Raw genomic sequence first — 14452 nt, 5'->3', positions numbered from 1 at the left:
TAACTCTAAAATATAACGACTGTTTACTGTTTAAATATTTCACATTGCTTTATATAAGTGTCACATCAAGCTAATTAATACAAGTGTTTGTTATAACAATATGAAAACGGCTAATAATAAGAACTATATGTTGATAAAATTCTTTATTCTTATATATTATTGACCTAATTGTTTACTAATATATGTAATCTTAGTATTTATCTTGTTGGCAATTTCTTCTAACTCAGCAATTTTTGTGTCTATTTTATGTTTATGCTGCTGCAAATGACTTATTCTCTCTTCTAATGTTGTACTTCGCATATTAATCAATTCTTTAATAAGTATATCAATACTTCTTAATACTTTGGCGATATTAAGCCATTCAACATCTTGATCAGTATACATGCGATACTGATTATCGTCTCTTATTATAGGACCAATGATTCCCATTTTTTCATAATATAAAATCGTATCTTTTGTTAGTCCAGTTTTTGAAGTAACTTCTTTTGTTGAATAGTAAGTAATAGTAATCCCTCCTTTATTACTTGGATGACAATAGTTCTTCAATTAATGATGGTTTATTAGGTAACCAACCTGTTTGTTGTTGTGTCAATTGACAACTAGCTGGACAATCTAATGACACCATTTGAATCGTTGGACCAAAGTGTTCTACAGCTTCATTGTCAGCAATTTGTGATACCGGTAAATTTAACTTATCACCAATAATTTGTGCGATTTCTTTTAATGCAATACCTTCATCTTTAACTGCATGATAAATGCCAGGCTGTTGCTGTTCAACTACCAATCTAAATAGTTGTGCAGCATCTTCATAATGAACAGCAGACCATTTATTTTGCCCATTATTTAAATATCCAGAAACGTTTGTTTGTAGCGCAATATTTGAAAGCATGTCTACAAATGCACTAGTACCATTACCATATACTGCTGGTGGTAAACGAACAATAGAAACATTAATTCCTTGTTCTGTTAATTTTTGGGCAGCTAATTCACTACGTCTTGGGCTTTGTTCTAAAGTTTCCTCGTTTTGTCGAAATGTCTCTGTTAACAGATGTCCCTGATCTAAACCTGCTATACCACCAGTAACGATTAGTGGTTTATTTGTCCCTTGTAATGCTTCACCCATTGCTAAAATGGCTTTCATATCAATCGTTCCTGATTCAAAGAATTTCTGAGGTGATGAAAAATCATGTACATATGCCAAATGAATAACAGCATCATTTTGTTTTACTGCCTCTTTTAAAACTTCGTAATTTTCCAAGTCACCATGATGTGCCAATGCATCTAGTCGGCGTAATTTATCTGCTGATTGCAAAGTACGCGCTAATCCCGTTACTTGATGACCATTAGCAATAAGCTCTTTTATAACTGCTGTTCCGATAAAACCTGTTGCACCTGTTACAAATATATTCATAAAATTTACCCTCCGTTATTTAATAAATACATATTAAGGTATGGTGTTCACTCCATAGCAAGCTCTTTTTTAAATTTGATTTAATTTATAACGATAAGTAACATGTATATTAAACAAAATAATAAGGATGATTACTATTTACTTAATTTAAGCTATTTTTACATTGATTAGTGCCTGTGTTAGTTTAGGTTATTCTATTGAAGCTTGTGTTAAAACACAACAAAAAAATGCTTATTATGCAGTTGCACGTAGTTTATCATTATTTATTGTTGCTATTGTAACTTTAATTTATCACAACATTGATATTATAATTACAATGTCAATATTAATGATTTCCTCTCTATTTATTGATTGTTTAATTGTCTGGAAATATCGACAACACTTTAAAACAATTGGACCAATCGCAACTGCAATATTTCATTTGTTATTACTCTTAATATTTTTATTTTAAGAGTATTTTAAATGCAAAAATGCCAACTTCATTTCATCGTGAAGTTGGCATTTAATATTCTTATTTATTTTGCTGGTACAACTGATCCATTATATTTTTCGTTAATATAATCTTTAATTTCTTTAGAATGCAATACTTCCATTAAAGCTTTGATTTTCTTATCGTCTTGATGACCTTCTTTAACAGCAATTAAGTTTGCATATGGATTGTTTTCTGCTTTTTCAATAGCAATTGAATCTTTTTTAGGATTTAATTTTTGTTCAATAGCAAAGTTTGAATTAATGATGACCGCATCAGCATCTTGGTTTTGGTAAATTTTAGGTAAGAATTCTGCTGATTGTTTATTATTAAATTTAATGTCTTTTTTGTTTTCTGTAATATCACTAAATTTAGCATCTTCAATTTTAACGCCTTTTTTAATTTTAATTAGTCCGTCATCAACAAAGAATTTCAAGAAACGTCCTTGTTCAGCTGGATTATTTGATACGTACACTGTTGCACCTTTTGGTAAGTCTTTCAAGCTTTTATATTTTTTAGAATATACAGCCATTGGTTCTAAATGTACGTTACCAGCACTTTCAATTTTGTATCCTTTATCTTTTTTCTCAGTATTTAAATACGGTGTATGTTGGAAGAAGTTGGCATCTACTTCACCTTTATCTAATAATTTGTTTGGTGTTGTATAGTCATTAATAACTTTGACATCAAGTTTATAACCTTTTTTCTCTAATAAAGGTTTAGCTTTTTCTAAAATTTCTGCGTGTGGCGCAGGAGATGCACCAACTTTAATCGTTTTGTCATCCTCTTTATTACCACATGCTGCTAATACTACTGATAATGCTAATACTAAAATAAGACCTAATAATTTTTTCATTTAACAAACCCCCAGTTTTATCGTTTATCAAGTTTATTTGTAAACCAATCACCAATGAATTGGATTATAAATACTATAATTAAAATGAATACTGTTGAAACTAAAATGACATCATTTTGATTTCTTGTAAATCCTGTTAAATAAGCTAGGTTACCTAAACCACCAGCACCGATAACCCCAGCAACAGCTGTTGATCCAACTAAAGCAATTGCTGTAACCGTAATACCAGATACTAATGCAGGCATTGCTTCAGGTAATAATACCTTTCTAATAACTGTCCAAGTGTTAGCCCCCATAGACCAAGCCGCTTCAATAACACCTTTATCAATTTCTTTAAAAGCAATTTCTACAAGTCTGGCATAGAATGGTGCTGCGCCAATAATTAATGCAGGTAAGGCGCCTGTTGGACCACTAATTGTCCCTAATACTAAGCTCGTGAATGGTATTAATAATAATATTAAAATGATGAACGGAATTGCTCTAAATAAATTTACAATGAATGACACAATTGTATAAAAAATTCTTGCGCCTACAGATGTGCCTTTAGCTGATAAGAACAATAGCACCCCTAAGATAATACCGAATATAAAAGCAAAGATTGTCGAGACAACTGTCATATAGAGTGTTTCAACTACTGCCTGCCAAACATCTGGCCATTGCACATTAGGCATTGTAACCATTTCATTGATAATATCGCTAAATGATTTACCCATGTCGTAACACCTCCACTTTGACGTGTTGTTCATTCAATTCTTTTTTGAATTTTCCAAAATCTTCAGGAGTAATAAATGGAATATGTAGAATTAAAAAGCCAACCGTACCTTCTTTTGTATTTTTAATATTCGCTTCAAGAATATTTATATCAATGTTATATAACTTTGAAAGATTAGAAACAATAGGTTCTGTTGTCGTTGAACCAGTAAAGTTCAATCTAACGATATATGCATTTGGATCAAGTGGTTCTAAATCAACAGTCGAATCATTAAAATCATCGTTTAAGTCTTCTTTAACAAAACGCTTAGTTACTTCATGTTGTGGATTTTCAAAAACATTGGTTACACTGCCTTGCTCAATCACACGCCCATTTTCCATGACAGCAACTTCATCACAAATTCGACGAATAACATGCATTTCATGAGTAATTAAGACTATTGTAAGATTTTGTTGTTGACGAATTTTAAGTAATAAATCTAAAATTTCATCAGTTGTTTGTGGGTCTAATGCGCTCGTTGCTTCATCACAAAGTAAGACCGTTGGATCATTTGCTAATGCTCTAGCAATACCCACTCTTTGTTTTTGTCCACCAGATAATTCTGAAGGATAAGCATTCTCTCTTCCCTTTAGTCCAACAAGTTCAATTAATTCTAAGGCTTTCCTCTTGGCATCATTTCTAGACACACCAGCAATTTCAAGTGGAAATGTTATATTTTTAAGGACTGTTCTAGACCATAAAAGATTGAAATGTTGGAAAATCATGCTTACTTTTTGACGTTTTTTTCGTAGTCCTGATTTAGAAAGCTTACTAATATTATCGCCATCTATAATAATATCGCCAGAAGTTGGTGCTTCTAAGTTATTAAACATTCTAATTAATGTACTCTTACCTGCACCTGAAAAACCAATCACCCCATATATTGATCCTGATTTAATAGATAAATCAACATGATCAACAGCTAGAACATTTTTGTTTTTCGTATGATATTCTTTGACGACTTGTTTTAACTCAATCACGTATATACCTCCCCAGTATTGCTTAATAAAATAAAAAATGCTTTCTCAATATCGATAAAAAGATTGAGAAAGCAATAAAAGTATTGTTTCTCTCATCTTCTAAAGTTAAAAACTTTATGTGAATTGGCACCATTTCCATTACAGACGGTTGCCGGGTTTCGTAGGGCACATCCCTCCACCACTCTCGATAAGAGCTTACGCATCATTTAATTTGTTTTAATCCTACCATTACTGTATAAATTCGTCAATAATTATTTTAAATTTTCTAACAAATTAGGAACAGACTGAAAAGCATAAATTCGTTTAACTTCTTTATCTCGATTCATCAACAATAATACTGGTACTGACATAATTTGATTTATTTCACTAAATTGTGGATGAAAGTTTAAATCAATTTTAATTATTGGTAACTGCAAAATTTCATTGGCAATATCGAGCATTCGTTCTGAAATTTTGCATGTACCACATGTCGGTGTATAACCAAAGATTAAATGTTTGTCTTTGTCAAAATTTTGTGTGACATCCGTAATATCTATAGTGCAACTCATTATTTAAACGAACCTTTCTTAAAGTGTTTGATATTAAAATTATAATCGACTCATCATTTAACGCAATCGACTTGCTTACATTGTATGTACTAATTTTATGTCATTATTTTTACTTTAGCGACTCACTGTAATTACTATTTTATGTATTTGGACTATTATTAATGACTTTACAACCTCTCATATCACAAACATAAGGTTCTTACTTATCTAATAATATTTCAATTCTTGGATTAGTTAATTTAAGTTATTGTAAAAAAATAACTCCTCAATACTATGATTAAGGAGTTTGATATTATTATTCGCCAATCATTTCTGAATATTGATCTGCTGATAATAATGCTTCAATTTGACTGTCGTCACTAATTTCTACTTTGACCATCCATGCTTTTTCATATGGAGATTCATTTACAAATTCAGGGCTATCTTCTAGTTCTTCGTTAACTTCAACTACTTTACCAGAAATTGGCGCATATAATTCTGATACTGTTTTTACAGATTCTACACTACCAAAAGTATCCCCTTCATTAATTTCATCATCAGTTTCAGGTAACTCAACAAAAACGATGTCACCTAACTCTCCTTGAGCATATTCAGTGATACCAATTGTTGCAACATTACCATCAACTTTAACCCATTCATGTTCTTTTGAATATTTAAATTCGTTCGGTACTGCCAAAAGAATCCCCTCCTAATTAATTTTACATATTTATGATGCCACAAGCTTTAACGTCATTCAACAATAATCTATAAAATTTCGAATGACTGTTAATCTACATTTTACATGTAAACGAAATAAAAATCGACAAAATTAAGAAAACGTTTTCAAAATTACGCTAACCACGTATCCTTATATTGATCTTCTTTAAATCCTAGTGTAATTTTATCTCCTGAAATTGCTAATGGACGTTTCACTAACATACCATCAGATGATAATAGCTCTAACTTTTCATCATCTGATAAATCTTTAAGTTTATTTTTTAAATCTAGTTCACGATATTTTGCACCGTGTGTATTAAATAACTTGTTAATATCAACGCCAGTATTGGCAATAATTGTTTCAAATTCACTTTTAGTTGGTGTATGTTGAATAATATCAATTGGCTCATAACTCACACCATATTCATCTAAAAACTTTGCTGCTTTTTTACAAGTAGTACAGTTCTTATATTGATAGAATTTAATCATTATGAATAAACCTCCTTTATATATTATCTTTAATATATCATTTTAACGTCAAAATGGCTTTACTTTTAGAGCTAATTTTTTTATAAAAAAGATATCATTAGCTATAATAGGTTTAAATATTCTATTTAGAGGAGATGTAAAGATGAAATCAATTTCAACGACAGAAGAGTTTAAGAACATTATCAATAGTGATCAACCTGTGATTATTAAATTTGAAGCTGGTTGGTGTCCCGACTGTAAAGCTATGGATATGTGGATAGATCCAATTATGGAAGAATATAATAACTACCAATGGTATTCAGTGAATCGTGATGAACTTGAGGACGTAGCAGCTGATAATGATGTTATGGGTATTCCTAGTTTATTAGTATTTGAAAACGATCATAAAATTGCACATTTGCATTCAGCTAATGCAAAATCACCAGAACAAGTTGAAACATTTTTAGCAGAAACATTTAACAAATAAGTTTAATTAGCACAACAGGTCTGAAGAGCGCTCTTCAGACCTGTTTTTAGTATTACTTAATACTTGGATAACTTTAATATTCTGTGATAAGATTTTTATTTTTACGCGGCGCTTTAGGCATTTCTTCTTCTAAATCAGTTAAGTATAAAAATCCTGCTAAAATTTCATCATTTTTAACACCTAGTACTTTTCTTACTTTTGGATCAAAGATATACATTGGTGATTTCCAACATGTACCAATACCTGCTTCATAAAGTAATAGCATTAAATTTTGTGCGTACGCTCCAAATGCAAAATAATTCTCTCTATTTTGTTTTTGTCTAGGGTCTGTCTTCATAATTAGCAGTAACATGCCCCCTAATTTAGTAACCGCATCATAATGACTTTGTTGCTTATCTAATTCATTGGGAAACGCAAATTTTGATATGTCTTCACTCATATCACCTAAACGATCTTTAGATACATGTACTAATCTCCACGGCTCTCTCATACCATGATTCGGAGCATCAGCAGCTTTTTCGATTGCTTCATATAAAGCATTGTCATCAATATGCATATCTCTTTTAAACTTTTTAACACTTCGTCTTTCTGCTATTGCTTGTTGTAAATCCACTTAAAATCGCTCCCTCACGTACTATTGATAATACTTATCAATTATATGATATGCCTTAAGCAAATTCAACTAAACTACTTGTTAGTATATAATGCGATTTGTCTACTTAATTGCGAAACATCAATTTGACCTGGTGCTTGTGGTTCACCCAAACAGCCATATGTCAATGATCCCCCAAAGACACCCTGAGCAGTACGCGATACTAATCCAAGATGTGACATGGAAATACCAACTACTTTTGAACTGATTGACTGGGAAGCTAATGACATAGCTTGCAATAATTTAATCACATCATCTTTATCTTGAGGCATCACAGCAACCTTAACATAATCTGGTTGGAATTTTTGCATTTTATAATAAATAAAATTCAATTCTTCTTGTGTAGGTGTTTCATCAAAATTATGATGTGACAAAATAACTTTTGTCATCGGTTGAACTGTTGCTATCATGTGTTGATATAAATTAACATCAATATGTTGATCCCATTCGATATCAATTATATCTATATCTTTTGTCTCTGCTAACATATATAGAAGATTAATATAGTCATCCTGTAGTAAATTACCTTTACCACCTTGCTGATTTGTGCGGTAAGTCACTAATAGTTGTTGCTGATTTAAAATAGACCTTAAGTCCTTTATTAACACACGAATTGCTTCTTTCGATACATCATGTAATTGATCAATTCTAAGTTCTACTATATCAATATCAGCTATTTTAACTTTAATTTCATCTATTAATTGTTGCGTAATGATTTGTTCAGGTGCGATAGTTACTACGACTTTGACATCATTCATTTTAGTTCCTCTTTTCTACTTCCATTAACTAGTATTTTATAAAACTCTTTTTAGTGCTTCAATGATAAAATACTAAAGTTATTGTTTGTATGTTCATGATTTAAATATATTAAAACGGGTAGATAATAAATATAACTATTCAAGGAGGTAATAATTATGGCAGTTCACTATGAAACTAAAGCTACAAATACAGGTGGTCGTAAGGGACATGTCTACACTGACGATCATGCAATTGATGTAGATGTATTACCACCACAACAAGCAGATGGCAAAGCAACAAATCCAGAACAATTATTTGCAGCTAGTTATGCATCTTGTTTCAATGGTGCATTTGATTTGATTTTAAAACAAAATAAAGTACGTGGTGCTGAACCAGAAGTAACATTAACTGTTCGCTTAGAGGATGATCCAAATGCCGAAAGTCCACAATTAAGCGTTTCTATAGATGCAAAAGTTAAAAATGTATTATCACAAGAAGATGCAGAGAAGTATTTACAAATGGCACACGAATTCTGTCCATATTCTAAAGCTACTCGTGGTAATATCAATGTTGATTTAAATGTTGAAGTAGTTGAGTAATTCATCATATAAATAAAGTTTTAGATGCTATTAACAGGTACAAACTTGTTAATAGCTTTTTTTATCTGTTACATGCAAATGAATCATAACAGTTATTGATAGTCGAGTGTGGGCAAGAAATAAATTTTAAAAATTTTCACTATAGAATGCCCGTCATGTAAAATAATATAAAATCCCTACGTCTATTTCTGATGATGAATCCCATTCACTCCGTCAACATTAACTAAGGTTAAAATATGCTGATTTATCATTATTTATTATTCAAAAAGTTACTGACAATCTTATTAAGTTAACTATAAACTATTTATTGTTCCGCGGTTTGTCAATCAATTAATTGATTATATAATTAAATTTTTAAAGTTGAATTTTTGAATATTTTAAAAAGTGCTAATACATAATAAGTTTCACGGAATTTTTTATTCATAAATTATGTTTTGTTTTAAAATTCTTTGATTGCAAATTTTTAATAAACATTTTAATATGTATTTAAGATAATTTTAGCTTGCATGTTTTACCATTAGACATTAGGGAGGTTAGTAATGAATACAATTAAAACTTTATCTTCTAATGATTACCAAGATTATAAAAATCTAATTACATCAGTTAAAGAAGAATTCACTCAAGATTTACAATATAGCCAAACTATGACCGAAAGCTTAATGAAAGACATACTATCTAGACCTTCATCAAGTTGCAATGTTTTTGGATATTTCAACAATAAATCATTAATTGGTACTGCTACTTTAGAGCAAGTTCAAATTGTAGGCAAAGAACATAAATCCATCATCAAATTTAATTTCATTCAAGAAAATGACAAGGATATCAATAGTAAATTGATTAAGCACATTATTCAATATGCTCGAGAAATGGGTTATGAATCAGTATTAGCGTCTATCGTTTCTAATAATATTAGTGCTAAAGTATTTTACAGCTCTTTAGGCTTTGATAATTTAGGCTTCGAAAAGAATGCTATTAAGATTAATAATGACTATTTTGATGAACACTGGTTATGTTATGATTTATTAAAATAACATATAGTTATAAGTTAACTGCCTTCTTAAATGTTGTTGTGCAGTTTTTTTATGTCAAAAATAGTCTTTTATTATGGTTCACTAACAACTAGCACTAATATTTTCGATTACTACTCATCACAATTTACACTACTACAGCTAACTCTATTTCTAACTTTTAATAACTTATTTCCAACTCAAGTATCTTGACTTCAAACCACTTTATACTTTCTATTTACATTCAATCATTCTTGAAAGGCACTTCATTATTTCATCGTTTACAACTTTTAAAAGTAACGATACTGCTTTCAATTACTAATATGTCATGTATAATAAATGATTATAGTTAAAATCAGAATTTTCATAATTTGAAAAATAAAAGGAGTATATATGGTAGCTGCAATTATTCACGGACTATTACTAGCTATTGGTTTGATATTACCTTTAGGCGCTCAAAATGTTTTTATCTTTAATCAAGGTGCCAATCAATCTAAATTACGTTATGCCCTTCCTGCAATTATTACTGCAGGTTTGTCAGATAGTTTATTAATTACTATCGCCGTTATTGGAATTTCTCTAATTTTAATGTCATTACCTGTTTTACAGGCTGTAATTTACATGATAGGTTTAATATTCTTGTGTTATATGGCCTGGACATTGTGGTTTGAAAAGCCTCACAACAATCAAGACAACGAATCATTGTCAGCCTTTAAACAAATTAGTTTTGCTTTATCCGTATCATTGTTGAATCCACATGCGATCATGGATACTATTGGCGTCATTGGAAGTAGCGCAGCTGTATATGAAGGTAATAACAAAGTTGCTTTTACGCTAGCTTGTATTGCTGTTTCTTGGTTGTGGTTTATATTGCTCGCCATATTAGGTAAAGTTGTTGGTTCTTTTGACAAAAGTGGTAAGTTATTAATTTTAGTTAATAAAATATCTAGCATCATCATTATTATTGTTGCTTTAATGATTTTTCAAAAATTAATATATTTATTCGTTTAGGATTGATATTAGTTATTCGATGAAATATTTTGATGGTAATAAAAAAGCGAGTCGATTTGAGATAATAATATCTACTCAAATCGACTCGTTTGTTATTATATTACTGGATCAATTAATTCTATAAATTCAAAGTTATTGTTAGTATCATCATATTCGAATTTTAATATATTACAATTGCCTATATTATATTTTACCGCTTGTTCAATATTTAAATATTGTCTTAAAAATAGCGCTATTGCTGTACCATGACTGACGACTAATGCATTTTCAGAAGTATTTGTCATAATATCTTTCATAGTAGCAACTAATCTAGTAGCAACTTGCTCTTTTGATTCGCCTCCAAATGGCACCATGCGATCACCAAATAAATCATCTGGTTGAACCATATTGTCGAAAAGATGAACTGTCTCACCTTCGAACATGCCAAAATGCCATTCTTTAAGTCCTTTTAAGCGTATGTATTCTGTTCCAGGAACTACATTTTCCAAAGTATCACTTGCACGTTCTTGTGTTGATGAATAGAAACTATCGAAAGTTATCCCCAAATTATCGAAATATTGTTTAGCCTTCTTTGCCTGACTAATTCCAAGTTCTGTTAATGGAGAGTCCCCAGCCCCTTGAATAATTCCTTTAAAATTAAATAAAGTTTGACCATGACGCATTAAGTATAATGTTTTAGTCACAATAAGCACCTCTTCAATAAAAAGTTTTGCGTAGTTCAAATGTATTATCTTTTTATTAAAATGACTACAAAATATATTAAATCATTATTCAAAAGTGATTGATAGTAAAACGCATTCATTTTATATTATACAAATTTCAAAAAATGATGATTATTTTGTTTATCATCAAAATAATATGGGTAATTATTTTATGAATAACGGTTCTCTCCCAAATTGGACTGATACATAATTATTTTTTTAGCCTAGCTATGCCCAACTTTCATTGCTTGTAGAAACTGTTTCACAGTTTCTCTATGTTGGGTCCCTACCTCAGGAGTCTCGGCTTCAAAATAATTTATATTTTAAACTATTCACTTTTTATTTATCAGTCCTGAAAAATAGAGAACCTGAATAATATAGAAATCTAAAGGAGTGACTGTTTATGGACCAACATAATCATTGTAATTATGTGAATCCACAAAATATTTCACTTGAATGGGAATGTTTTATAATTAGCAAAAGTGAAATGTTATTAGATGGTGTCCCTAATGAACTCATTAATACTTGGTTAGATAAAGATATTATCGAACCATTTTCAATCAAAAATAATGAAGTCAATTTTAAGACCAATGATGTACGCCATGCATTATATAATCATAATTGGTATTACACTAATTAACTTATCATATATATACTAATCGCTCGATTTGTCATTTCAATTAATTGTTGGTCTTTATAGTTAGAAATCACATATGCTCTTATGGCACTATTATTTTTTTCTGTTTTAGGAAATTGCTTATCTTCGCTAATATGATGTGCTAATTTTCCGAATGGTGTATTGTCATTTTCAAATCCCATGATGAAATTATAGAAAGTCATACGATCTAGGCACTGAACCCTTAAAACGGGAACTTAATAAAAACACTATATTCTAGGCTGCTAATTTTCTAAAATCTATAGGAGAAAAGTAGCCTAGTTTTTGTTGAATTCTAAATTTATTATAATAATCAATGTATTTTTCCACAATATCGATTACAATGTTATTAGAGCTACTAAGCTCATTGTTGAGATAAAAGGTTTCACACTTTAGCGAGGAATGGAAACTTTCTATCGGGGCATTGTCAGCAGGTGTTCCCTTACGGGACATGCTTCTGACAATGCCTTTTTCTTCGCATAAGTGATAGTAAGAATACGATGTATACACACTTCCCTGATCGCTATGTAGTATACAACCCTCGGGTATATCTAGTTGATTTAATGTTTCGTTAACTAAATTTTGATCCTGTTTAGATCCTATTTTATATGCCACAATCTCTCCATTGTAAAGATCCATAATCGAAGATAAATACAACATTGAATTACCGAATGGTAAATAAGTAATGTCAGTAGTTAGTAACTTCATTGGTTGATTAGCTTTAAATTGTCTTTGTAATAAATTATCTGTTTTATAATAAGCAGATCCAGCTTTTTTAGCCTTTTTAGGTCTAACTCGACAATTCAAATTGTTCTCCTGCATAATTCTCTGAATTCGTTTATGATTAACAGGTACAGAAGATGATTGATTAATTAGCGCTGTAATCTTTCGATAACCGTAGGTATAGTTGTTTTCTTCACATAATTCAATGACTTTTTCAGTAATAAAATCTATTTTATTTTGGTTCTTTTTCCATCTATAAAATGTTGATTTAGGTATGTTTAAAACCTCAAGTATCATTTTGGTTGAATACTTATCCTTCAATTCTTCTACTAATTCTATAACTACTACTGGAACCACTTCCTTTCCAATTCTTTGTACTTTTTTAAAATGTCCAATTCAACATCTTTTCTTTTAAGCTCTAATTCTAGTCTTTCTAATTCACTTAATTCTTCAATACCCTTGCCATAACTGTACTGTTTTCCTACTTGTTGAGAAAATCTATAACTTTCTCCATTTCGATACCAACGCCACCATGTATCGACCTGTGTTCTATTTCTAATATTTAAGGTCTCCATAATTTGTTTTGAAGTATAACCAGCACTTTTCATTTCAATAGCTTTATTTTTAGTTTCTAATGAATAAGATACTCTTTTCATAGAAAAACACCTCCGTTTAGATTCATTTTACACGAATTCAACGGAAGTGTTTTTATTTTATTCCCACTAATTGGGGTCAGCTCATCTACTCCCTTTTTGTTTTTTTAATTGTTGTCGAGTAATTCGGACTGCTAAACAATACAATATTTATGTTTAAGTTAAACGAATGTGTTTAATACTTAGATTAAATTAATAGATTCAGAGTGACAAAGAACATTTAGCATTAATTTTAAAGTCTTGTTACTAATCTTATCAGAAAACTCATATTTGTCTATGTGCAAAATTCAATTTTTGCACATTTTTTGTTTAAAAAAACAATTGTTGCTAATTTATTCATAATTACAGCATTTTTAGTAGTTAATGAAAGTGAATTTTAGTAATTTATTTTGCTAATCGTGTTATCTCAATTAATAGATTTGTCATACTTTTTTATGTATGCTCATTAAAATCATGCTATCATAGTAAATAGACTGTTGAATCTATTAACAACTAGAAGGTGTCAATCATGAAAATATCAAAATTGAGTAGTATTAATTTGATCCTAACTATTATCTTTGCCTTATTTAATATAGTAATTACCTACAATCAACATTGGGATAACAATCTTTGGTTGCTACCTGGCATTATCATATGCAGTATTGTTTTAATTACTACTTTTATCATAGCAATGATCGCCAAAGATTTATTAAGCGAGTTACTCTTTTTAATTAACATTGTATTGACACTCTACTATATATATCCAATTTTTTATGATCTTATTAATTAATAGAATTGAAAAGGAGGAACTAACAATGAGTTTACATTTTATTGCATTATTCTGGTTATCACTTATATTTTTAGTATGTGGTACAGTTATTCTAATTCTTATGCGTACTTCCAAAAAAGAATCTAAAAAAGAATCTTATTTAAGTTTCACTGTAGTGTTTTATATTTTTGGTTTTGCTATATTAATTTATACGCTATTATTCGGCATATTATAACTAACATTTTTGAGCGAGTCAGAAAGTTTACTATAACTTTCTTCCCGCTCTTTTTTATTAATTA

Annotated in this window: 21 protein-coding genes and 1 riboswitch; of the genes, 8 read left to right on the top strand and 13 right to left on the bottom strand. The window is 30.0% G+C overall.

Annotation, left to right across the window (positions count from 1 at the left end):
• Positions 1-156 precede the first annotated feature (156 nt).
• Positions 157-546: a MerR family transcriptional regulator gene (locus J3R86_RS03675; RefSeq protein ID WP_207518100.1), complete on the bottom strand. Its 390-nt coding sequence runs from the start codon at positions 544-546 to the stop codon at positions 157-159.
• Complete coding sequence (locus J3R86_RS03670) at positions 521-1411, bottom strand: SDR family oxidoreductase (RefSeq protein WP_207518099.1); 891 nt, start codon at positions 1409-1411, stop codon at positions 521-523. The genes J3R86_RS03675 and J3R86_RS03670 overlap by 26 nt, the downstream gene beginning before the upstream one ends.
• A gap of 163 nt (positions 1412-1574) precedes the next feature.
• Here J3R86_RS03670 and J3R86_RS03665 point away from each other — a divergent pair, with 163 nt between their 5' ends.
• Entirely contained in the window at positions 1575-1862 is a 288-nt protein-coding gene (locus J3R86_RS03665; protein WP_242685749.1) for a hypothetical protein, read from the top strand.
• A gap of 64 nt (positions 1863-1926) precedes the next feature.
• Here the strand turns inward: J3R86_RS03665 and J3R86_RS03660 are convergent, their stop codons facing one another.
• The 6 genes from J3R86_RS03660 to J3R86_RS03635 all read right to left on the bottom strand — a co-directional run bounded on the left by J3R86_RS03660 (position 1927) and on the right by J3R86_RS03635 (position 6200).
• Complete coding sequence (locus J3R86_RS03660) at positions 1927-2736, bottom strand: MetQ/NlpA family ABC transporter substrate-binding protein (protein ID WP_207518098.1); 810 nt, start codon at positions 2734-2736, stop codon at positions 1927-1929.
• Between the two features lie 17 nt (positions 2737-2753).
• Positions 2754-3449 (bottom strand): methionine ABC transporter permease, encoded by a 696-nt coding sequence (locus J3R86_RS03655; protein WP_207518097.1) that lies wholly within the window; start codon positions 3447-3449, stop codon positions 2754-2756.
• The gene (locus J3R86_RS03650; RefSeq protein WP_207518096.1) at positions 3442-4467 is read right to left on the bottom strand and encodes a methionine ABC transporter ATP-binding protein; all 1026 of its coding nucleotides are present in this window, start codon (positions 4465-4467) and stop codon (positions 3442-3444) included. The genes J3R86_RS03655 and J3R86_RS03650 overlap by 8 nt, the downstream gene beginning before the upstream one ends.
• An 89-nt stretch (positions 4468-4556) precedes the next feature.
• A riboswitch (SAM riboswitch) is annotated at positions 4557-4661 on the bottom strand.
• 57 nt (positions 4662-4718) lie between these two features.
• Positions 4719-5015, bottom strand: a complete 297-nt coding sequence (locus J3R86_RS03645; RefSeq protein ID WP_207518095.1) for a thioredoxin family protein — start codon at positions 5013-5015, stop codon at positions 4719-4721.
• A gap of 295 nt (positions 5016-5310) precedes the next feature.
• The gene (gene gcvH / locus J3R86_RS03640) at positions 5311-5691 is read right to left on the bottom strand and encodes a glycine cleavage system protein GcvH (RefSeq protein ID WP_002464077.1); all 381 of its coding nucleotides are present in this window, start codon (positions 5689-5691) and stop codon (positions 5311-5313) included.
• A gap of 152 nt (positions 5692-5843) precedes the next feature.
• A complete protein-coding gene (locus J3R86_RS03635; RefSeq protein ID WP_002464078.1) occupies positions 5844-6200 on the bottom strand; it encodes an arsenate reductase family protein in 357 nt (118 codons plus the stop codon).
• Between the two features lie 142 nt (positions 6201-6342).
• Between J3R86_RS03635 and J3R86_RS03630 the strand changes: the two genes are divergently transcribed.
• Complete coding sequence (locus tag J3R86_RS03630) at positions 6343-6666, top strand: thioredoxin family protein (protein WP_207518094.1); 324 nt, start codon at positions 6343-6345, stop codon at positions 6664-6666.
• 73 nt (positions 6667-6739) lie between these two features.
• On the opposite strand, the gene J3R86_RS03625 is transcribed toward J3R86_RS03630, so the two are convergent.
• Together J3R86_RS03625 and aroD are read right to left on the bottom strand one after the other, a co-directional pair.
• The gene (locus J3R86_RS03625) at positions 6740-7279 is read right to left on the bottom strand and encodes a nitroreductase family protein (RefSeq protein WP_207518093.1); all 540 of its coding nucleotides are present in this window, start codon (positions 7277-7279) and stop codon (positions 6740-6742) included.
• A 74-nt stretch (positions 7280-7353) separates the two neighbouring features.
• The gene (gene aroD / locus J3R86_RS03620; protein WP_207518092.1) at positions 7354-8076 is read right to left on the bottom strand and encodes a type I 3-dehydroquinate dehydratase; all 723 of its coding nucleotides are present in this window, start codon (positions 8074-8076) and stop codon (positions 7354-7356) included.
• A 156-nt stretch (positions 8077-8232) separates the two neighbouring features.
• Here aroD and J3R86_RS03615 point away from each other — a divergent pair, with 156 nt between their 5' ends.
• The 3 genes from J3R86_RS03615 to J3R86_RS03605 all read left to right on the top strand — a co-directional run bounded on the left by J3R86_RS03615 (position 8233) and on the right by J3R86_RS03605 (position 10673).
• Complete coding sequence (locus J3R86_RS03615; protein ID WP_207518091.1) at positions 8233-8655, top strand: organic hydroperoxide resistance protein; 423 nt, start codon at positions 8233-8235, stop codon at positions 8653-8655.
• Positions 8656-9194: 539 nt separating this feature from the next.
• Complete coding sequence (locus J3R86_RS03610) at positions 9195-9686, top strand: GNAT family N-acetyltransferase (RefSeq protein WP_207518090.1); 492 nt, start codon at positions 9195-9197, stop codon at positions 9684-9686.
• A 369-nt stretch (positions 9687-10055) separates the two neighbouring features.
• On the top strand, positions 10056-10673 hold the full coding sequence (locus tag J3R86_RS03605) for a LysE/ArgO family amino acid transporter (protein WP_207518089.1): 618 nt from the start codon (positions 10056-10058) through the stop codon (positions 10671-10673).
• A 95-nt stretch (positions 10674-10768) separates the two neighbouring features.
• Here J3R86_RS03605 and J3R86_RS03600 read toward each other — a convergent pair whose 3' ends face one another.
• Entirely contained in the window at positions 10769-11356 is a 588-nt protein-coding gene (locus J3R86_RS03600; RefSeq protein ID WP_207518088.1) for a histidine phosphatase family protein, read from the bottom strand.
• A 421-nt stretch (positions 11357-11777) separates the two neighbouring features.
• Between J3R86_RS03600 and J3R86_RS03595 the strand changes: the two genes are divergently transcribed.
• Complete coding sequence (locus J3R86_RS03595) at positions 11778-12014, top strand: hypothetical protein (protein ID WP_207518087.1); 237 nt, start codon at positions 11778-11780, stop codon at positions 12012-12014.
• Here the strand turns inward: J3R86_RS03595 and J3R86_RS03590 are convergent.
• Both J3R86_RS03590 and J3R86_RS03585 read right to left on the bottom strand, forming a co-directional pair.
• A complete protein-coding gene (locus tag J3R86_RS03590; protein ID WP_207518086.1) occupies positions 12011-12214 on the bottom strand; it encodes a sterile alpha motif-like domain-containing protein in 204 nt (67 codons plus the stop codon). The genes J3R86_RS03595 and J3R86_RS03590 overlap by 4 nt on opposite strands.
• 52 nt (positions 12215-12266) lie before the next feature.
• A protein-coding gene (locus J3R86_RS03585) for an IS3 family transposase (RefSeq protein ID WP_207516677.1) occupies positions 12267-13408 on the bottom strand; the annotation gives its coding sequence in 2 pieces (ribosomal slippage) (positions 12267-13138 and positions 13138-13408; 1143 coding nt in all).
• A 505-nt stretch (positions 13409-13913) separates the two neighbouring features.
• On the opposite strand from J3R86_RS03585, the gene tsaA reads away from it, so the two are divergent.
• Together tsaA and tsaT are read left to right on the top strand one after the other, a co-directional pair.
• The gene (tsaA, locus tag J3R86_RS12170; RefSeq protein ID WP_242685748.1) at positions 13914-14174 is read left to right on the top strand and encodes a type II toxin-antitoxin system antitoxin TsaA; all 261 of its coding nucleotides are present in this window, start codon (positions 13914-13916) and stop codon (positions 14172-14174) included.
• A 25-nt stretch (positions 14175-14199) separates the two neighbouring features.
• Entirely contained in the window at positions 14200-14388 is a 189-nt protein-coding gene (tsaT, locus tag J3R86_RS03580; protein ID WP_002463925.1) for a type II toxin-antitoxin system toxin TsaT, read from the top strand.
• Positions 14389-14452 lie beyond the last annotated feature (64 nt).

The organism is Staphylococcus simiae, from assembly GCF_017357005.1.
Classification (GTDB): domain Bacteria; phylum Bacillota; class Bacilli; order Staphylococcales; family Staphylococcaceae; genus Staphylococcus; species Staphylococcus simiae_A.
The sequence above is the reverse complement of the archived record's forward strand: the minus strand, read 5'-3'. Positions and strand labels throughout refer to the sequence as shown.